Source organism: Zhongshania antarctica (genome assembly GCF_014202945.1).
Taxonomy (GTDB): Bacteria; Pseudomonadota; Gammaproteobacteria; order Pseudomonadales; family Spongiibacteraceae; genus Spongiibacter; species Spongiibacter antarcticus.
Genome location: NZ_JACHHW010000002.1, coordinates 286,532 through 306,328, shown reverse-complemented (window position 1 = coordinate 306,328; position 19,797 = coordinate 286,532). Strand labels below are relative to the sequence as shown.

The window sequence follows — 19,797 nt, the reverse complement described above, 5'->3', positions numbered from 1 at the left end:
CTCGAATAAGGAAATGTTAGTGCATAAATTGAAACCTGCAAAAGGTTCGCATTACCTATGGAAGTCAATTTTTCTAGTTTAAAGGTTATGATTATTGATGACAGCAAGACTATCCGTAGAACCACTGAAACCTTGCTCGCTAAAGAAGGTTGTACAGTTGTTACTGCGGTTGATGGTTTTGATGCTCTGGCAAAAATAGCTGATACTAAACCTGATATCATTTTTGTTGATATTATGATGCCGCGTTTAGACGGCTATCAAACCTGCGCCTTGATAAAAAATAATACTGAATTCAAGTCGACGCCGGTCATTATGTTGTCGAGTAAGGACGGCTTGTTCGATAAAGCGAAAGGCCGTATTGTTGGTTCAGATCAATACCTTACAAAGCCATTTAGTAAGGGCGAGTTGCTCGAGGCAATTCAGACCCACGTACAGATTGCGCAAGCGCAATAATTGTTAGACTCACTGCTGGAGCTGGGCTATACGCCACTGCTTTTGGCCGTGTTATGTGCCGTATTCGCGCGGTGCTAGCGAGGGAAGCAATATGCCACGGGTTTTAATAGTCGACGATTCGCCGACTGAAATTTTTAAAATATCGCAAATTCTCAATAAGAGTGGTTACGAGGTATTGACGGCTGAAAGCGGCGAGAAAGGGATTGCGCTTGCTAAACAAGAAATGCCAGATGTGGTCTTGATGGATATTGTCATGCCCGGTTTAAATGGCTTTCAGGCGACTCGGCAGCTAAGTCGCGATCCCGAGACCAGTGGTATCCCCGTTATTATTGTCACGACCAAAGATCAGGAAACAGATCGGCTATGGGGCCAGCGCCAAGGTGCCAAGGGCTACCTGACAAAACCGGTGGACAGTAAAGGCTTGTTGAAGGCGATTGATGCCGTACTTAATTAAATGCGCAATTAACTACGGTGAACGGAAGTATGTCTGACACCTCGTCGTTTGATTATTTAGTAGAACTCTCCCGTCGCTGCCAATTAGGAATAGGTGGTTTACCCAGTGGCCGAGATCGCGCGGCGGCGAGCTGGAGTGGCGTTGGCTTTTTATTGGGAGAGCATTACTGCGTGGCGGCCATGGATGATATCGCCGAAGTGCTTACTGAGCCCGCGAGTACTCGCTTACCCGGGGTAAAGCCTTGGGTGAGGGGCGTCGCCAATGTTCGCGGCCGATTGTTGCCGCTTATCGATTTAACTGTTTTTCTTGGTGAGTCCAAAGCCACCGAACAGCGTCAGCGTCGCGTTTTGGTTATTGAGAAAGGCGATACCTATCTTGGTTTGATCGTTGATAATGTCTTTGGCATGCAGCATTTTCCTGTAGATCAATACCGTCTTGATTCGGTTCATGCCAGCGCGCGGCTGGCGAAATACGCTCAAGGTGCGTATGAGCACGCAGATCGTTTCTGGGCACTGTTCAGACCAAGCCAATTAATTAATGACACAGACTTTTATACGGTTGCCGCTTAAATAAGGCAGCTATTAACACATCTATTTTAAATGCTGGGAGTTGGGGTAAATGAAAGCAGGTAATCAAGGAGCGATGGCGCGACTACGAACCAGCCGTGCAGTCAGTGTTCTCGTCTTATTTATGCTGGTAGGTTTTGTTGGCGCGGGCTTCAACACGTATATCATCCTACGAGACGCCGATCATGATCAGCGTTATTTAGAGCTCACCAGCGAAATGCGGCTTTATGCTCAGCAGTTGGCCAATAATGCCCGCGAAGCGGCATTGGGCGATCAGAGTCAGTTTGACTCTTTGGCGCGGGCGCAGCGAAATTTTGAAACAGCGCGCAGCCAATTGGTGTCGGGCAGTAAAAGCCTGCCATCTCCTGCTGCACTGTTAGGCAGTAATGTCGATGAACTCAATCGCCTGTGGGCGCAAGTGAATAGCGCAACGGAAACCATCGTCAACAACCGCGAGCGGATTGTTTTTCTCTACGAGGTCGCCGAAAACCTCAATAGGCTGATTCCTCAGCTGCAAGTGGGCAACAATAAACTCGTTGAAATTTTTCTAAAGACCGGCGTGTCAGCGCAACAAGTTGCCATTGCCCAGCGCCAGTCTTGGTTGGCAGAGCGTATTGCGCGTAATGTTGACAAAATGATTGGCGGCACCGATGCCGCGACCTTAGCCGCAGAGCAATTTACGATTGATGCCAGTGAGTTTGCCACGGTACTGCGAGGCATGCTCGGCGGCAATAGTGCGATTGGCGTTGATAAAGTCAGTAATAAAGATGCGCGGTTAATACTCACCGAAATGTCGACCTCCTTCCAAATGATCAGTGGCTCGATGGAAGAGATCTTTCAGGTCTCGCCTGAGCTCTTAAAATCGTCGGAAGCGGCTGCGTTGATAGCAGCGAACGTGCCACAAATCACCTTGGTCACCAGTAAGTTATCTGCCGAGATTGCCACGCTTGATGAACAGCGGTCTTGGTCAGTTGCGACGGCAATGATGTTTGTCGGTTTAATTCTTGTTGCCTTGAGCCTTTTGGCTTGGCAGTCAATGCGCAGCACTAATTTACGCTTGCGTGAAACAGCCGACGCGAATGAACGCAATCAAACGGCGATTTTGCGCTTGTTAGATGAGCTCGCCGATCTCGCCGACGGCGATTTGACAACCTCCGCCACGGTAACCGAAGACTTTACCGGTGCCATCGCCGACTCGATTAACTACACCATCGACCAATTGCGGGTATTGGTATCGCAGATCAACGAAACTGCGGTACAGGTTTCTTCGGCCGCGCAGAATTCCCAGTCTACGGCCTTGAACCTGGCTCAGGCGTCTGAAAGCCAGGCCAAGGAAATTGCTGGTGCTTCCGCCGCGATCACCGAAATGGCGCTTACCATTGACCGAGTCTCTTCCAATGCGCGGGAATCTGCCGCGGTGGCGCAGCGCTCGGTAGCCATCGCCAACACGGGTGCAGAAGTGGTACAGAACACCATTAAAGGCATGGATAATATTCGTGAGCAGATTCAAGAAACCTCGAAGCGAATCAAGCGGCTTGGTGAATCGACTCAGGAGATTGGTGATATTGTTTCCTTGATTAACGACATTGCCGATCAAACCAATATTTTGGCACTGAACGCCGCGATTCAGGCCTCGATGGCTGGTGACGCCGGACGCGGCTTTGCGGTGGTTGCCGACGAGGTTCAGCGCCTCGCTGAGCGCTCATCTGGCGCAACAAAGCAGATTGAAGCACTGGTTAAAACCATTCAGTCGGATACCAGTGAAGCAGTTATTTCAATGGAGCAAACGACCTCGGAAGTGGTTCGCGGCGCGCGCTTGGCTCAAGATGCGGGTACAGCCCTGACCGAAATCGAAGCGGTATCTCAGGAACTGGCAGAGCTAATTGAAAATATCTCCAGCGCTGCTGCCGATCAGGCAACGTCAGCCGGACAAATTTCCTCGACCATGCGGGTTATTCAAGAAATTACCTCGCAGACCTCGGCGGGTTCAACGGAAACGGCTCGTTCAATTGGTGCGCTGGCTGAGATGACTAACGACTTACGTAGCTCAGTTGCCGGTTTTACCTTGCCAGAGCAGCAGGCTTAGCGCCCAGCCAGGCGGGCACTGAATATCAGAGTTTAATGACATGACGGATCGCCGAGATTATATCGCGCTGGAATGGGTTTCCGGAGAAATAGCGGAATCCCTAGGCCAGTGTGTACTGTTGCTCAAGGACGTGCTGCTCACCGGAAATGAAGCGGCTCTGGAGCGTGCGACGGCAATACTGCACCAAGTGCAGGGCAGCTTGCGGATGATTGAATTCAGCGGCCCGGCCTTGTTATTGGAAGAAATGGAGGGGGCACTGCTGTCTTTGCAAGATGGCAGCATGCCTCGCTCACAAACCGATATCGTTCAAGCTGTGTTGAACAGCGCCCGTGATTTACCCACCTATTTGCAGCGTTTAAGTGATTCTCAGCGCGAGCTACCGGCATCCTTAATTATTATTTTTAACGACTTACGCGCGGCCACTGGTAACCCGCTCTTATCGTCATCAGTGTTATTTAACCCGCGCTTGGCACTGGCGGCTGACGATGGCGAACGGCATCAACAGTTGCCTGAAGCAACTTTTTTAGAGTTGGCTGGCAAACTGCTGAAAATGTACCAAATTGCCATGGCAGCCTACATCCGTGGCGGCGACGATCAACAAAACCTCGTTTACCTCGGTAAAGTGTGTGGTCGAGCGGCAAAGCTGTGTGCGGGCAAGGAACAAAAATTTCTTTGGTTAGCGGCGCTCGCATTAATTGAAGGCTTGGCCAATAAGTCGATAGCGCGTCACTTTGCTATTCGGGATTTAATGGCACGCCTCGAAATTGAACTTTCGGCCTTTGCTCAGCTGGGTGCGTCGGCCAGTGATCGCAAAATAGGTCGCTCTTTATTTAAAGATATTCTCTTTTATGTGGCCAGTAGCAATGCCGAGACGCCGTATATTGCCGAGGTATTCGCAAGACACAATTTGCAGGGTGTCTTTGATGAGCAAGAGACTACTGGGGCAGTGTCACTTGCCTTTACCATTGAGACACGAAGCGTGGTTGAACGGGAGTTGCGCAGTATTGCCGAGCTGCTCTCAGGCGATGCTAACCACGTAGAAATTAGCCAACGCTGCAAGCAGCTTAGCGATACCTTGGCTGTTGTGGGCATGATCGAACCACTTTACTCCCTAAGGGCAATTGCAGATGGCTTAGAACAGGGCTTGAGTGCCGGGGGGAGTCAAAGTCTGGCGAATTCTCTGCGCCGGCTTGCCGAGCGCCTAACCGAGAAACCTGAGGCGGAGCCTTCTGAACCCAATGTGGCGCCGTCGGTTACCGATGACGCCCATGCTGCGGTAGCCAAGAAAAGTAGGGCGGTATTATTTGATGCTCAGGAAGCAATTATTGTCTATGTCGCTGAGCAGTGGCAAAGCAGTCATTTAGTCAGTGTTCCCGGCCAGCTCAAGGACTTGGCAAACGAGCTAACTGCGGCGGATTACACTGATTCAGCCGCGATACTTGAAAGCTGTGCGGATTACATCGCCAATGAAATCATTGCTGGGCAGACCGTGCCCCAGTGGCAAATGTTGGATGCACTGGCCGATTCGCTAACGGCGGTCGATTATTATTTAGAGCGCAGTGCCAAGGGGCGGCAGTACGCTGATCAGGGCTTGTTGACAGGTGCTCAGCTCGGGGTGGCGCGCTTAGGTTACCCGGTTGCGGGCGCAGATACTGCCTTATCAGCAAACGTGTTGAACTGGCCTAGTCAACGCTCAGGTGGCAGCCCTGATGTTATTGGCAGGCATTCTGCAGCCAAGGCCCAAGAAGCTGGCACCACTCTTGAACTCGACCCAGATATTCTTGAGGTGTTTTTAGAAGAAGCTGAAGAAGTTCTTGAGCTACTAACTGAAACCTTGCCTCAGTGGCACGCCGAGCTTGGTTCTACTGAGCACTTGGTTACAGTGCGCCGAGCTTTTCACACCCTCAAAGGCAGTGGCCGTATGGTGGGGGCTGAGCAGCTCGGGGAATTGGCTTGGTCAGTGGAAGCGATGTTGAATAAAGTCGTCGATGGTCGTCTGAATATGGACCAAGCGCGACTGGTGTTAATTGATCAGATCATTGATTTACTGCCAGAGATGACCACGGCCTTGGCGGCAGGGCGTGAGATTTCTAGTACGGTTGTGAATGGTTTGATGAGCTTGGCCAAGGCGCTCACCGATAGCCAGTTACCACGTGCTGTCGGCGCTGGCGCGAGCGGTGATGACGAGGGTTTGATTGCTGTTTTCATCGGCGAAGCCGATAACCATCTCCGCGTTCTAGAAGCCTATATTGAGAGTGTCGACAGTTATCCGGTGCGGCTGACGGACGATGTGCAGCGCGCTTTACACACCCTCAAGGGCTCTTCAAAAATGGCCGAGGTTGGGCCGATAGCGGCCATCATCACGCCGCTTGAGGGCCTGGTAAAAGAACTGCGTTCAATGCGCGTTGCCGCTGAACAGCGCTTAATTGCGTTGATGTCTGATGTTATTCGCGAAGTGCGGGCGACGATTGCTGAGATGGCTTCTACGCCGGTCGCGGACTTAAACACCGCCGATGAATTAGTCCGCCGTATTAATAGTTTGGCTGTGCAGCTGATTCATGAAGCTGAGTTCTCAGCAGATCGAGACAATAGTGGCGAGTTGGCACCAGGTGCGCTAAACGCGTTTTTGGCAAGTAATAGCGACAGCATTCAAGCCCTAAGTGATTTATTGAGTGAGCCGGCAGAATTGCGAGCGGCAAAATTAATTGATTATGCGCCAGTGATGGGGGTTTTTGCTCAGCGTGCGGAAGAGATTAATAGCGAAGCGATTGCTGAACTTGCACAAGCAGTGCAGGTCTTGCTTAGTCATGCGCAAGACCCAATTGCGCAGAACTTTATTGCGCTGTTGGACGCTGCACTCGATCAATTAATGGAATACCTGAATCAATTGGCCGGTGAGCAGACCGTGCTAGAAAATTCCGGCCTTATTGACCAAATACGCAACTTTGAGGCCGGTGCCAAACTGTCCGTTGTGGAACCGAATGCGTCTGGAGAGGAGACTCTCGAGGACGTGTCGGTGTCAGTTGCGCCGCAAGCTGCATCAGTATCGGAGCCTGCGTCGGATTTCGAGAGTGATGTCGATCCAGAAATAATCGAAATATTTATGGAAGAAGCCCATGACCTGATTGAGGGCATGGACGAAGCCATTCAGCAGTTTTCGGAAAACCGCGAAGACCAGCGTCAGCTTGACGATATTCAGCGCTATCTGCACACCTTAAAAGGTGGCGCACGCTTATCAGGCATAAAGAAACTTGGCGATCTCAGCCATGATTTTGAAACAGCGATAACGACGGCAGTGACAAAATCTGCCAGCGGCAGCGATGCGTTTTTCAACACCCTACAGGGTTTTCAAGATCAGCTCGTTAAAGAGCTTGGCCGTATTGGCGCGGCCGATGCGGCTGCGCAGAATACCGTAGAAAATGAGCTGCCTGCGCTTGTCAGCGATGACGATGTGCTGGGCCAAGTAGCCGAGCTATTACCCGGTAATGTCACTGGTCGCCAAGTTCCGCCGGTAGAGAGTGACTCGGCGAGTGGATTGGCCAATAGCGGCGGCCGTGCTCCGCAAGAAATGATTAAAGTGCCTTCGATTTTGCTGGAGCGTTTGATTAATCTTGCTGGGGAAACCTCGATTGCCCGTGGCCGAGTTGAAGAACAGGTGAGTGAGATCCATTACTCTCTTGAGGAAATGGAAATCACCGTCGAGCGTTTGCAAGAGCAAGTGCGACGTTTGGACATTGAAACCGAAGCGCAGATTGTCTTTCGTCAGGAGCAGGTTGAGAGCGAAGGCGCCGATGGCTTTGACCCCCTAGAATTTGACCGCTACTCCCAGCTTCAGCAGTTATCGCGCTCCTTGCTTGAGTCGGCATCGGATCTCACCGACTTGCGGGGCACCTTGGTTGAAAAAAGCCGAGATATGGAAACCCTGTTGGTACAGCAGTCTCGGGTCAATACCGAGTTACAAGAGGGCCTGATGCGCTCGCAGATGGTTCACTTTGCGCGCATGGTGCCGCGCCTGCGGCGTGGCGTGCGTCAGGTCGCCAGTGAACTTGATAAGCCTATTGATTTTAAAGTGTATAACGCCGAAGGCGAGATGGACCGCCGGGTGCTTGAGCGCATTATTCCGGCCCTTGAACATATGCTTCGCAACGCGGTTGACCACGGCATAGAATCCCCTGCTGAACGAGTCGCGGCGGGTAAAAACGCCGAGGGTGAAATTACTATGCGTTTCGACCGTCAAGGTGGCGACGTAGTTATAGTCATTAACGATGACGGTGCGGGTATCGATTTGGCCGCGGTGCGCACTAAAGCTGAAGCCTTGGGCTTGGTGAGCACGGATGCCGAACTCACTGAGCGGCAGTTGTTGGAGTATATCTTTCACGCGGGCTTCACTACCGCCAGCAACGTCACGCAGATTTCTGGTCGCGGTGTGGGCATGGACGTGGTGCGCAGCGAAATTAAACAGTTGGGCGGCGCGATAGACATTCAAACCAGTCGTGGCCAAGGCTCGCGGTTTGAAATTCGCCTGCCCTTTACCGTCTCGGTTAACCGGGCCCTGATGGTCAGTGTCGGTGGCGAAATCTTTGCGGTGCCCCTCAATAATATCGAAGGGATCGTGCGGGTCAGCCCCTATGAACTAGATGTTTACTACCAGGATAACGGGCCGGATTTTGAATACGCGGGTCAGGACTATAAATTACGCTACCTCGGCAATTTACTGGGAGCGTCCAAAGTGCCTAACTTGGAAGGACAGACCGAACCTCGGCCAGTGCTGCTCATTCGCAATGCCGAGCCTGCGACGGCGGTACAGGTCGACTCTCTATTGGGTTCTCGTGAGGTGGTAGTAAAAACCTTGGGGCCGCAATTTGCTGCGGTGCCGGGTTTGTCTGGGGCGACGGTGCTGGGCGACGGCAGCGTGGTTGTAATACTCGATATGTTGGCCAGTATCCGTGCCGATACCGCTAGGCAGTTACTAACGGATAATACCGAGTCGGTAGCGCAAGTTGAGCAGAGCAATAATCGATTGGTGATGGTGGTTGATGACTCAGTGACCGTGCGCAAGGTTACCTCACGGCTATTGGCTCGCCAGCAAATGGAAGTTGCCCTCGCCAGAGATGGCCTAGACGCGATGAATCAGCTGCAAGACAGTGAGCGTTTACCGGATGTTATTCTGTTGGATATTGAAATGCCCCGTATGGACGGCTTTGAAGTAGCAAATCGGGTGCGCAGTAATCCCCGTCTTAAGCATATCCCGATTATTATGATTAGCTCGCGAACTGGGCAAAAGCATCGACAGCGTGCGTTTGGCTTGGGAGTGCATAATTTCCTCGGCAAGCCTTATCAAGAAATCCAGTTATTAAAGGCAATTGATGACGTGACGTCCACAGTGGTGGCGGTATGAATACCCTAGAGTCGACGTCTACGGTACTGGCGAATATTGTTTTGCCCTTGATGGATGGCGCGCTGTTAGTCCCTAATGCCACTGTGGCCGAGGTCACGATAGCGGGGGGCTTGAACTCGGCTATTGCCTCGCCGTTTATACTCGGCACTGTGGCGTGGCGAGAGCAAGATATACCAGTATTTAGCTTTGAGGGGCTGCGCGATGGCGTGCTGCCAAAAGACTTGAAAATTCGTCATATCGCGGTGCTTTATGGCATTAGCAATCGTGCTAAGTTACCGTTTTTTGCGGTGGCGCTCAGTGGCATGCCCTCTATTCAGCGCTTGATTAGTGCCGATTTAGAGCCGCTGGAAACTCCGCCGCAAGCTTTGATTCACAGTGTGGTGCGCTTGGTGGAACAGTCTTTGACGATACCTGACTGGGATTATATGGAGCAGCAAATAATTGCCGCCCTAGCGACACCCGATTAAGCCATATCGCCCCAGCGGTATTGCAGAATACTGATTGCCGCAATGGGGGCAGTTTCAGTGCGTAGCACTCTAGGCCCAAGCTGCAGCGCGGCGAAGCCTTGCGCTAAGCAGTGATCGATTTCGCTATCACTCAGACCACCTTCAGGGCCAACCAAGAGCGCTATGCTTTTGGCGGTGTCACCGGCAATGGCGCCAGCAACAGCGGGGCACAACACCAGTTTTAACTCTGCAGTTAAACCGCTGCGCCATTGCGCGAGCGCTTGGGCTGGCTTGATGGCGACTAAATCATTGCGACCGCACTGCTCGCAGGCGCTGATCATAATTTGCTGCCAGTGCCGCTGTTTTTTCTCTAGTCGTTCGCCACTGAGTTTGACGTCAACACGCTCGGTAAACAGCGGTGTGATACTGCTCACCCCCAGTTCTGTGGCTTTTTGAATGACCAAATCAAAACGGTCGCCTTTGGATAGGGCAATGCCCAATTCAATTTTGAGCGGTGAGGCGGCGATGGCTGCTTGAGGCGCGGTGTCGAGCTGACATAAAACGTGTTTTTTAGCGGCTTCAATAATGGTCGCCGCATAAGCATTGCCGTCACCATTAAAGAGTATTAGCTCCCGTCCCGCGCGCATCCGCAAGACTTGACCGACATAGTGGGCAGCGCGCTCATCTAGGCTCAGCTCGCCACCAGTGAGTGGCTGGTCGACATAGACTCTGGGCACCCGCATCTTAATTGAGCGCCTTTAGGAAGGCCTTGGAGTTACGCTGAAAATTGTACAGCTGCTTTTTAGCCGGGGGCAGGTCGTCAATTTTACACTCCACATAGCCCTGTTCTTGGAACCAGTGTGCGGTCTGTGTCGTGAGCACAAACACCGAGTCTAGGCCCTGCTGGCGAGCTTCTTTTTCCAGTAATTCAAGCAGACGCTCGGCGCGATCGGCGCCGCGATAATCTGGGTGGGTGGCGACACAGGCAATCTCGCCGCTGCGCTGTTCCGGATACGGGTACAGCGCAGCACACGCGACGACCATGCCGTCGCGAACCAAAATTTTGAAATGGTTTATTTCGTTTTCGAGAAGTTCGCGTGAGCGTTTTAATAAGACGCCTTTGGCTTCCAGCGGCTCAATAATGGCAAGCAAGCCACCGACATCGTCGATATCAGCGGTCATAAATTGCTCGTAATGCTCCTGAGTAATCAGTGTGCCGGCGCCGTCGCGGGTGAATAATTCTTGCAGTAGTGCACCGTCTTGCTGGAAAGACACCATATGGCAGCGATTGATGCCGATATCTCCGGCTTCGACCACCGCCTGCACAATACTGTCTTGTTTTAGTAGCGGCTGCTTAATCAGTTCACTGTCGACATCGCGGTATTCACACTGGCGAATTAGCTGGCCATCGCTGTTGAGCAAGCCCTCATCACAGGTGAATAAAATTAGCTTGTCGGCCTTGAGGGTGGCGGCCGTATGCACAGCCACATCTTCAGCCGTGAGATTAAAGACCTCGCCGGTAGGGGAATAGCCTATCGGTGACAGGATCACAATATGTTGATTATTTAATTGCTGCTGGAGCGCCGAGGCATCAATTTTGCGCACCATGCCGGTGTGCCGGAAATCGACGCCATCGACCACGCCAATCGGCCGCGCGGTGACGTAATTACCGGAACACACCCGAATGGCTGCGCCGTGCATGGGTGAGTTAGCCACGCCCATCGACAGCAGGGCTTCAATATGGGCGCGCAGTGAACCCGCGGCATCGGTGACACAGCGCAGCTCAATATCGTCGGTGACCCGCAAATCATTGTGGTAACGGCTCTCTATGCCCGCGTCCATGACCCGCTGCTCAATTTGCGGACGGGCGCCGTGTACCAGAATTAGACGCACCCCCAGGCTATTGAGCAAGGCGATGTCATGCACAATATTGGCAAAATTAGGGTGTGCCACGGCTTCGCCGCCAAACATCAATACAAAGGTTTTACCGCGATGGGCATTAATGTAGGGCGCAGAGTTGCGGAACCATTTAACGTAATCGGTTTGTGCAGACATGGCAGTGGCGTATGTTATGGCTAATGGCTTTATTTTGTTTGGAATGTCATAGGCTTACAAGCCATTTTTACACTGCTTAGTTTACTAAGGGATTTCCAGGTCACAGGGTATCGCGCAGAGCAGCAAAATAAAAAGGCTGCGCTAGCAATTAATAGATGACAAGGTGGCGCATTTGGCGCTACAAAGGCGCTTTTTTGTGGGAGCAGTGCGTGACGGCGGAATTATTAGTATCAGCCCCAGATGCGGAGCTGATCTTTGATCAAATAGCGGATGCTTTGGTCGAGACTGGCTACGCAGTTTTGCCGCTTGCACTGCCGCCTAGCATCACCGAGGCCATGTTTCTGCGGATTGCGTCTTTTGAAGATGAGGTCTTCCAGGCCGCGGGGGTGGGGCGCGCTGAAGAGTTTCAACTTAACCCTTTTGTACGCAAAGATGAAATTCGTTGGTTGTCGAACCAAGACCCTGTTGAGGCCAGTTATTTAGCGTGGATGGAGCAATTGCGCCTAGGCTTAAATAAACGGCTTTTTATGGGCTTATTTGATTACGAGGCCCATTTTTCGCGCTATTGCGAGGGTGCATTTTACAAAAAACATGTCGATGCTTTTAAAGGGCGTACCAACCGAGTTTTGTCTACGGTGTTCTATTTAAATCCGGGCTGGGCTTTGGCTGATGGCGGCCACTTACTCATGTACAGCGACGAACAAGGTGCGTCGCTAGAGCCCATTGCGAGAATAACGCCGCTGATGGGTAGCGTGGTGGTGTTTCTCAGTGATCGCTTCCCCCACGAGGTCACCGCGGCTAATCGCCTGCGCTATAGCATTGCGGGTTGGTTTAGGGTGAATGCGAGTCTTGGCCCGCATATTGACCCGCCACGCTAGCGAGCGGTGGGCCGGTGGCGACTCATCTGCGCCGCACGTCTTCCTAAAAAGCCTACAGCCGGCGGAGTAAGCCTAGGGTGTTAACGCGAGCAATCTCCTCAAATAGACCCGAGGCCAAGGCCAATTTGTAAATAGCATATGGGGCTTGGCCACCTTCTTCTGGCGCTGGGAATAAGTCGTGAATGGCGAGTATGCCACCCTTCATAATGTGTGTGGCCCAGCAGCGGTAGTCGCAGAGCGCGGCGTCGAGGCTGTGGCCGCCATCAATAAACACCATTGCCAACGGAGTCTGCCAGTGGCGGGCACTCACTTCAGAGGTCGCGACGAGGGGCACAACCGTATCTTCTAATCTCGCGCGGCGGATATTGCGTCGGAACGCGTTAAACGTATCAAAGCGCGCTTCGCTGGTGTCATAAAGTTCGGGGTCGTGGAACATCTCCCCGAGCTGATGCTCCTCTGAGCCAATATGGTGGTCGACGGCGTAGACAACGCCCTGCTTTTGCTGGCAGGCGAGGCCTAAATAAATAGTGGATTTACCGCAGTAGCTGCCCACCTCCAGTACGGCCCCGCGTTCAGCCACACTCAGCGCATAACGATACAAAGCCTCGGCTTCGTCGTCGGCCAAAAAGCCTTTGATGTCGGTCATATCTAGGGGGAGCGCAATGGTCATGGTTTACTCGGTGTGGCGGTAAAGGGGTGGCGTAAAACACCTTAAGCTGGGCACCTTAGCCAATATAAGGCGCTTGAGCAAATTACCATCTTGTCAGCTTGGCGATGCTGCGCTGGTAGTGGCAATGGTGTATGTTGCTGGTGGTAACATTGTCGCCTTGCCGGAACGGGTTGGATCTAATTAAAACGAGAGGGGAGTGCCATGCTCAAATTATACGGTTTTGCAGTAAGCAATTATTTCAATATGGTCAAACACGCGATGCTTTATAAGGGGCTCGCGTTTGACGAAGTTACGACTTTCCCCGGTGCAGATCCTGCGTACATTGATAAAAGCCCCATGGGTAAGGTGCCGTGTATTGAAACTGAGCAGGGTTGTCTAGCAGAGACCAGCGTGATTCTGAGCTATTTAGAGGCCGCTTACCCAGAAAAGCCGCTCTACCCTGCGGACGCGTTTCAGCGTGCCAAAGTAAATGAAATTATGAAGGTAGCGGAGTTGTATATTGAGCTGCCTGCGCGGCGCTTATTTCCCGAGGTGTTGGCGGGCAAAGTGGTGAGCGATGATATTAAAGCTGAGTCGCGGGAAACCCTGACGAAGGGCTGTAAGGCCTTGGCTGCGCTGATTCAGTTGCCGGAAAGCCCCTATGTGGCGGGTGATAGCGTGAGCATGGCGGATATTGTGCTGCGTTACGCCTTAATTCCCGCGGGCATGTGCGCCCATGCTATTTATCAGTGGGACCTTGTCGCCGAGGTGCCGGGCTTGGCGCAGTGGAGCAAGCGTATGGCCGGTCAAGATATTTCACAACAGCTCGACAAGGCCAATCAAGAAGGTATGGCGGCTTTTTTGCAGGCGATGAAATCTAAGTAACAAACTGAGCCGGGGCTTAAACCCCGGCTTCTAGTAGTTCTAACTCTTCTTGCAGTGCTAGCCACTGCTCCTCGGTGTCATCGTTCTTCGTTCGCAGCTGCGTTTGCTCGGCGAGTACCTGCTTAAGTTTATTCTTATTTGCTTCATCGTAGAGGCTTATATCGGCAAGTTGCGCTTCAATTGCGGACATCTGTTCGCCGAGCTTACTCATTTGCTGTTCGAGTTTTTTGATTTTTGAGGTTAGTGGCGCGAGTTGCGCCCGGCGGGCGGCGGCGTCTTGGCGAGCTTGCTTTTTGTCGACCAAGGGCGCGCTGTTGTCTAGTTCGCTTGCAGGTGCGCTTTTATCGCGGTTTAGCAGCCAGTGGCGGTAATCGTCCAAACTGCCGTCAAAGGGCTCCGCTTTGCCACTGTCGACCAGTAAAAATTCGTCCACGGTATTACGCAGTAAATGGCGGTCGTGGGACACGAGAATTACCGCGCCCTCAAAATTTTGTAAGGCGCTGGTGAGCGCGTGACACATTTCCAAGTCTAGATGGTTGGTTGGCTCGTCAAGCAGCAAGAGGTTCGGTTTTTGCCAAACAATGAGTGCCAGTGCCAGTCGGGCTTTCTCGCCGCCCGAGAAATTTTCGCAGCTCTGTTCGGCGTGGCTGCCGTGAAAATTAAAGCCACCAATGAAATTGCGAATTTCCTGTTCGCGGGCAGTCGGCCGCAGACGTTGCAATTGCAGTATCGGGCTGGCGGCCAAATCCAGTGACTCTAGCTGGTGCTGGTTAAAATAACCCATGTACAGGTGCTCGCCCTGTTGGCGTTGACCATGCAGAGGCTTGAGGCTGCCAGCCAGGGTTTTCATCAGCGTCGATTTGCCCGCGCCGTTGGCGCCGAGTAAGCCGAGACGCGTATTGGGGTGAATACTTAAATTCAGCTTTTTAACAATGGCGCTGTCGTAGCCAAGATCGGCTTGCGACAAGCTCAGCAGGGGGTCTGAGAACTGGGTTGCCTCGTAAAATTTAAAGTGAAAAGGTGAGTCGATGTGTGCTGGTGCAATATCGGCCATGCGCTCTAATGCTTTAAGGCGGCTCTGAGCCTGTTTGGCCTTGGTAGCTTTGGCGCGGAAGCGACGAACAAAGTCCTCCATATGGGCGCGTACGACTTGCTGCTTCTCAAACGCCTGCTGTTGCTGGGCCATCCGCTCGCCGCGTTGGCGCTCGAAGGCTGAGTAGTTGCCGCGATAGCGAGTCAGGGTTTCGCGCTCAAGGTGAACAACGTGGTCGCAACAGGCGTCGATAAAGTCACGGTCGTGAGAAATCAATAACAGGGTGCCCTCGTAGCGGTGCAGCCACTGTTCTAGCCAGAGGCTGGCATCAAGGTCGAGGTGGTTAGTGGGTTCGTCTAGCAGCATTAGGTCTGAGGGACACATCAGTGCCTGGGCTAAATTGAGACGAATACGCCAGCCGCCAGAAAAATCAGTGACGGGATTTTCTAGCTCATTCAGTTTGAAACCGAGGCCGGTAAGTAGGCGCTCGGCGTCGCTGCGAATCTGATAGGCGTTTATCAGATCGAGTTCGCCGTGAAGCTCGGCCAGTTGGTGGTCGTCGTGGCAAGCGGCAATACTCGCCTCTATTTCACGGAAGCGGTGGTGCCCGTCGATCACATATTCAATGGCAGGCTGATCGCTGGCATCGACTTCTTGGCGCATTTGGGCAATCTGCCAATTGCTGGGCAGGCGCAGTTCGCCACTGTCGGCGACAAGTTTGCCGCAGAGCAGTTGAAAAAGGCTGGATTTTCCGCTGCCATTGGCGCCAACTAGCGCAATATGCTCGCCGGGATTCACTCGGAGGTCGACGGCCTCTAATAATGGTTTGCCGCCGCGTTGTAAGCTGAGATTCAGGAGTTCTATCATGATGGGCCGCGATTATAGCGTGAGTAATTCCTAATGGATGAAAAATTTGTCGATGATCGACCCCAGGGCGCGTTGCAAGATTACCCGCTCTGGGATTATGCGCTGGCAGTGTACTCGCAACCGGCGATCCAAGCCCAGTGTTTAGTCCTGCAAGATCGTTATGGCTTGGATGTAAATTTGCTGTTGGCGGCCGGTTATTGGGCCTGTGCCGAGCGTTGTTGGTCGTCGACCCAAGTGACTGAGCTGGTGGCGGTATCGGCAGAGTTGCGCGAAAGCTATGTGCTGCCGCTGCGGGAATTGCGTCGTAAAGCCGAAGGGTCTAAGCGGCAAGATTTATACCGCGCCTTGAAAAACGCTGAATTGGCGGCGGAGCGCTTGCAGATTGAGGCGCTGGCCCAGCAATTAGGTGGGTTTTCGGGCAACGCCAAGCCTAAGAGCCAAAATCGCTATTTGGCCAATTTAACGATGTATGCCAAACGCTATAAAGGCAGCGAACAAATTAAGTTGGCAGCTTGCCTTAGTGAATTGGCGTCGTCCTTGGCGGCTGCGACCTAAAAATCATCAAATAAGCTGGCTAAGCGATCTGCCGCTTTATCAGGGTGGCTGGGTATATCGCTCATACGTCGAACTCGACGCTTGGGCTTTGGCAGATTTACCGATGTTTTGTCTGGCACTGTCTCGAGCGTGATTTTGGCTAACTCGGCCTTAATTGCGGGCATAGCGCCAGTTTCGACTGATTTAGGCGGTGATTTTGGCTCTGTAGGTTTTGCTTTTGCCGTCGCCTGGGACTTGGCTTTGCGTGCGGCGGCTGGTTTAGCTGCAGCTACTTTTGCTTTTGCCGGGGCGGGTGTTTTTGGTGCAGGCGCCGCGACTTGCTTAGCTGGACTTGCTTTGGCCGCGGGCTTATTGCCTGTTTTACTGAGTGATTTGTCGGTCTCAAGCATGGCTTTAAGTACGGCTTTTTCTTTGCGAAGGGTTAAGCGCTGCTCAATGATATTGCCACGCAGTTGAGCCAGAGTGGTTTGGTCGCTGTCAAAATTGCGTTGGGCACTCGCTAAACTGGTTTTTAGCCGACCTTGGGCGCTGGGCTTGGCATTTTTTGGGTCTTTTAGCCGATCTTGGTATTGTTTAAGCTGCGCGCGGGTTTTGTCGAGTAATGTTTTTTGCTTGTCCTCTTCCTTCTCCAGTGCAGCAAGTGCTATTTCAAGGGCGTGAATATGCTTCTCTCTCAGTGCATATAGCTCAGATTGGAGTTGGTTTAACGCTATTATTGGGCTGCTTGTGGACGCGCCCTTGTTATTATTACTACTGGCCATGAGTTTAACCCTGTAAGTGGTTAAAATAACATCAATCTTCATTATACAAACTTGTCGCGGAGAATCTATCTCTGTAACGTTCAGTGCTGTTAAGTATTTATTGGTGTTGCCACTGTGTCTGGTGGAACGCTTGTGGCAGACTATGGTCTGATACTCCATGTCGAATCCACGACGGTTTTTTTTACCCATAAAATTAAGGTAGTTACATGAATAAAACACTGGTATGTGCGGTGGTAATGAGTGGTCTGCTGACAGCTTGCGGCGGTGATAAGTCATCAAAAGCTGATTTAGGTAGCGAAATTGGCAAAGTAAGTTACGGTATTGGCGCGAACATTGGCGCTCGTTTCGGTGATGATCTGCCTTTGGATGTTGACGCCTTTAGTGCTGGGGTTCGTGATGCCCTTGCTGGTGGCGAAATGCAAATGACTGAAGAAGAGATCATGAGTACCCTGCAGGCTTACCAACAGAAGCAGTTGGCCGAGCGTCAGGAAGAAGCCCAAGCTGCGGGCGGTAAAAACAAGGCTGAGGCAGACGCCTTTTTCGCCAAAAATGGCAGTGTTGAAGGTGTAGTGACGACTGAAAGCGGCTTGCAATATCAGGTTTTGGTTGAAGGCAAAGGTGCCAAGCCAACAGCAGAAGATACCGTTGAAGTGCACTACCATGGCACACTGCTCGATGGCACTGTGTTTGATAGCTCCTATCAGCGTGGCGAAACCGTGAGCTTCCCAGTGGGTGGTGTTATTCCGGGTTGGACTGAAGCCCTGCAACTTATGCCAGTAGGTTCCAAGTGGAAGTTGTTTATTCCACCATCACTCGCTTATGGCGCCGGTGGTGCAGGCCAAATGATCGGCCCGAATGCCGCGCTAGTGTTTGACGTTGAGTTGATTTCGATTGCTGGCGCTGAGTAAGCTGCTGGTAAAATGAAAAAGCCCCGCTAGTCGGGGCTTTTTTTCGTCATCGCATAACTAAATCCGCTACTGCTACGCTCTGCCGAAAGAATAAGTGCCGACTCAATGAGTCGGCGAGTGGTGCCGTACATCCTTGTATGCACCAATGTCATCCTTGACGAAAATCAGTTTACTCCCTTCACCGTACTTAGAAACTGGAGATCTGCACTCTGTTGTGTAGGAAATTGCCCATGCTCTTTTGGTTTAAGGTACTTGAATAAGACGTCATTGCTCCATTGCCGAAGTTTTTCGATGTCGCTCTTAGTACTGCCGGTACCAGGTAGCACGGTATCGGTATGGATTTGGCGGTCAAACCATAGCCTAGTATGCCGAAAGTTGGCTAACTCCGGCGCTGAGGCCAACCACACCATGGTGTCTGCACCCATTCGACTGTCTCTGAGGAGAGGGCGGAGGGCTTTGTTAAATGCCGGCAGCGATTTTGCCAGGCCTGGTGTCGCCGCCCAGCCAGGGTGCATGTTGTGGACAATCGCTGTCGTTTCTGTGTGCTGGCTCATAGTGAGGAGTGCGCGCTTGGCGCGGGCGTAGGCTTTGCTGCCATTGTAAGGTGGCTTGCAAAACTGCATATCGTCGAGCGCAAGCCCTTGGGTATAAAGCCCCCCAGACACCACATTAATTACGCGGCTGTCTTTGTGTAAGCTGGGGCTGAGCACGTTTGTGAGTAGGGTGGGCGCCAAAAAATTTACCGCAATACTGCGTTCAAAACCTTCATCACTCACTTCCCGCGCGTTAAACAATGCACCCGCATTGTTTATTAATACGTCAATACAGGGATGTTCTGTGCTAATGCGGCGGCCCAGATTGGCGGTGTTTTCGAGATTCGAGAAATCGATTTCATAGCAGCTAAGTTGGTTTTCCCTACAGCCACTGAACCCCATTATGTGCTTGGCTGATTGGTTTAAGCGGGATTTGTCTCGGCCGATTAAAATAAGGTCGGCGCCAAGGCGGGAGAGTTCGCTCGCGGCACTAAGACCCAGGCCGGCGGTAGGGCCGGTAATCGCAATGACTTTGCCGTCAAGCCGACTTGCGTGGGATTTTCGCGGTTGCCGTAAGTAGCCGCGACGACCAAAGTTCAGGGCGGCGGGTACAAGAAGGTGGTCGCCGATGCGGTCTTTTAGCCTTTTCTTAGGCATGTCCGGAATTTCAAGCGCCTGTTTTAAGCCCCGCGCGGCATTTTTTCCAATGCGATTAAGAATAGGTTTAAGCAATAAATATGCAGGCGAGGATAAACCCTCGAAATTTAATTCTGCTCGATAATGAATTTCGGTGGTATTAGCGTTCAGTGCCTTGAAGTGTAATGTGTCTAGGGCCGTAAAATTGGTACCGTGCCCTTCTAATACGAGTAATTCTTGTTCTTTAATGGCGAGTTGAGTGTAGTGCATTGCGATGTGTTGGGCGCCGGGCATTTTTAGCTCGAGCTGGTACTGGCTGCCAATAATAACTGAGCCGGCGGTGATTTTATGAGCGCTGAGTACGCTCGGATCCCATTGCTCAATGGTCGAAAAGTCGCGTAGGTATGCGAAGCAATCGGCGAGCTTGCGCTTTACGGTAATGCGTTCATCTAGCGTATGTAGCATGGCGAAATATCCTGTGTACTTCGCTGCCGTTCAAGACGCGGAGTTTATCTCAATGTACTCCTTGTACGCGTAATGAAAAGACTCCGATCAATAAATAGTCGGTTTAGGGAGGGATTTACTTATAGAGATAATAGACTGATAGCAACACGCATTGGCGGTGTTAGCTTAA

The 19,797-nt window shown here is 52.0% G+C and carries 16 protein-coding genes; 10 read left to right on the top strand and 6 right to left on the bottom strand.

All coding sequences use genetic code 11. The features are described 5' to 3' along the window. Positions 1–57: 57 nt before the first annotated feature. The 6 genes from pilG to HNQ57_RS04220 all read left to right on the top strand — a co-directional run bounded on the left by pilG (position 58) and on the right by HNQ57_RS04220 (position 9,424). Positions 58–453 carry a twitching motility response regulator PilG gene (gene pilG, locus HNQ57_RS04245; RefSeq protein ID WP_184461374.1) on the top strand — a complete coding sequence of 132 codons (396 nt, stop codon included), beginning with the start codon at positions 58–60 and terminating at the stop codon, positions 451–453. A 91-nt stretch (positions 454–544) separates the two neighbouring features. Continuing rightward, positions 545–907 carry a twitching motility response regulator PilH gene (pilH, locus tag HNQ57_RS04240; protein WP_184461373.1) on the top strand — a complete coding sequence of 121 codons (363 nt, stop codon included), beginning with the start codon at positions 545–547 and terminating at the stop codon, positions 905–907. Positions 908–936: 29 nt separating this feature from the next. Continuing rightward, positions 937–1,476, top strand: a complete 540-nt coding sequence (locus HNQ57_RS04235) for a chemotaxis protein CheW (protein WP_184461372.1) — start codon at positions 937–939, stop codon at positions 1,474–1,476. Positions 1,477–1,525: 49 nt separating this feature from the next. After that, positions 1,526–3,559, top strand: a complete 2,034-nt coding sequence (locus tag HNQ57_RS04230) for a methyl-accepting chemotaxis protein (RefSeq protein WP_184461371.1) — start codon at positions 1,526–1,528, stop codon at positions 3,557–3,559. Between the two features lie 40 nt (positions 3,560–3,599). Beyond that, on the top strand, positions 3,600–8,957 hold the full coding sequence (locus tag HNQ57_RS04225; protein WP_184461370.1) for an Hpt domain-containing protein: 5,358 nt from the start codon (positions 3,600–3,602) through the stop codon (positions 8,955–8,957). Next, positions 8,954–9,424, top strand: coding sequence for a hypothetical protein (locus HNQ57_RS04220; RefSeq protein WP_184461369.1), 471 nt, complete (start codon positions 8,954–8,956; stop codon positions 9,422–9,424). Before HNQ57_RS04225 ends, HNQ57_RS04220 begins: the two co-directional genes overlap by 4 nt. On the opposite strand, the gene HNQ57_RS04215 is transcribed toward HNQ57_RS04220, so the two are convergent. Further along, on the bottom strand, positions 9,421–10,146 hold the full coding sequence (locus HNQ57_RS04215) for a 16S rRNA (uracil(1498)-N(3))-methyltransferase (RefSeq protein WP_184461368.1): 726 nt from the start codon (positions 10,144–10,146) through the stop codon (positions 9,421–9,423). The two genes, HNQ57_RS04220 and HNQ57_RS04215, sit on opposite strands and share 4 nt — an antisense overlap. A gap of 1 nt (position 10,147) precedes the next feature. Beyond that, positions 10,148–11,458, bottom strand: a complete 1,311-nt coding sequence (gene argA, locus HNQ57_RS04210) for an amino-acid N-acetyltransferase (protein WP_008252594.1) — start codon at positions 11,456–11,458, stop codon at positions 10,148–10,150. A 209-nt stretch (positions 11,459–11,667) separates the two neighbouring features. On the opposite strand from argA, the gene HNQ57_RS04205 reads away from it, so the two are divergent. Then, a complete protein-coding gene (locus tag HNQ57_RS04205; RefSeq protein ID WP_226968229.1) occupies positions 11,668–12,336 on the top strand; it encodes a 2OG-Fe(II) oxygenase in 669 nt (222 codons plus the stop codon). A gap of 52 nt (positions 12,337–12,388) precedes the next feature. Here HNQ57_RS04205 and HNQ57_RS04200 read toward each other — a convergent pair whose 3' ends face one another. Next, positions 12,389–13,006, bottom strand: coding sequence for a class I SAM-dependent methyltransferase (locus HNQ57_RS04200; RefSeq protein WP_184461366.1), 618 nt, complete (start codon positions 13,004–13,006; stop codon positions 12,389–12,391). 201 nt (positions 13,007–13,207) lie between these two features. On the opposite strand from HNQ57_RS04200, the gene HNQ57_RS04195 reads away from it, so the two are divergent. Further along, entirely contained in the window at positions 13,208–13,870 is a 663-nt protein-coding gene (locus HNQ57_RS04195; protein ID WP_184461365.1) for a glutathione S-transferase family protein, read from the top strand. A gap of 16 nt (positions 13,871–13,886) precedes the next feature. Here HNQ57_RS04195 and HNQ57_RS04190 read toward each other — a convergent pair whose 3' ends face one another. Next, a complete protein-coding gene (locus HNQ57_RS04190; protein WP_184461364.1) occupies positions 13,887–15,770 on the bottom strand; it encodes an ATP-binding cassette domain-containing protein in 1,884 nt (627 codons plus the stop codon). Between the two features lie 33 nt (positions 15,771–15,803). On the opposite strand from HNQ57_RS04190, the gene HNQ57_RS04185 reads away from it, so the two are divergent. Further along, positions 15,804–16,325, top strand: a complete 522-nt coding sequence (locus HNQ57_RS04185) for a TIGR02444 family protein (protein ID WP_184461363.1) — start codon at positions 15,804–15,806, stop codon at positions 16,323–16,325. On the opposite strand, the gene HNQ57_RS04180 is transcribed toward HNQ57_RS04185, so the two are convergent. Beyond that, positions 16,322–17,086, bottom strand: coding sequence for a hypothetical protein (locus HNQ57_RS04180; RefSeq protein ID WP_184461362.1), 765 nt, complete (start codon positions 17,084–17,086; stop codon positions 16,322–16,324). The genes HNQ57_RS04185 and HNQ57_RS04180 overlap by 4 nt on opposite strands. Positions 17,087–17,292: 206 nt before the next feature. Here HNQ57_RS04180 and HNQ57_RS04175 point away from each other — a divergent pair, with 206 nt between their 5' ends. Next, positions 17,293–17,994 carry a BamJ family beta-barrel-assembly machinery protein gene (locus tag HNQ57_RS04175; protein ID WP_184461361.1) on the top strand — a complete coding sequence of 234 codons (702 nt, stop codon included), beginning with the start codon at positions 17,293–17,295 and terminating at the stop codon, positions 17,992–17,994. Between the two features lie 164 nt (positions 17,995–18,158). On the opposite strand, the gene HNQ57_RS04170 is transcribed toward HNQ57_RS04175, so the two are convergent. Beyond that, positions 18,159–19,628: an SDR family NAD(P)-dependent oxidoreductase gene (locus HNQ57_RS04170; protein WP_184461360.1), complete on the bottom strand. Its 1,470-nt coding sequence runs from the start codon at positions 19,626–19,628 to the stop codon at positions 18,159–18,161. Positions 19,629–19,797 lie beyond the last annotated feature (169 nt).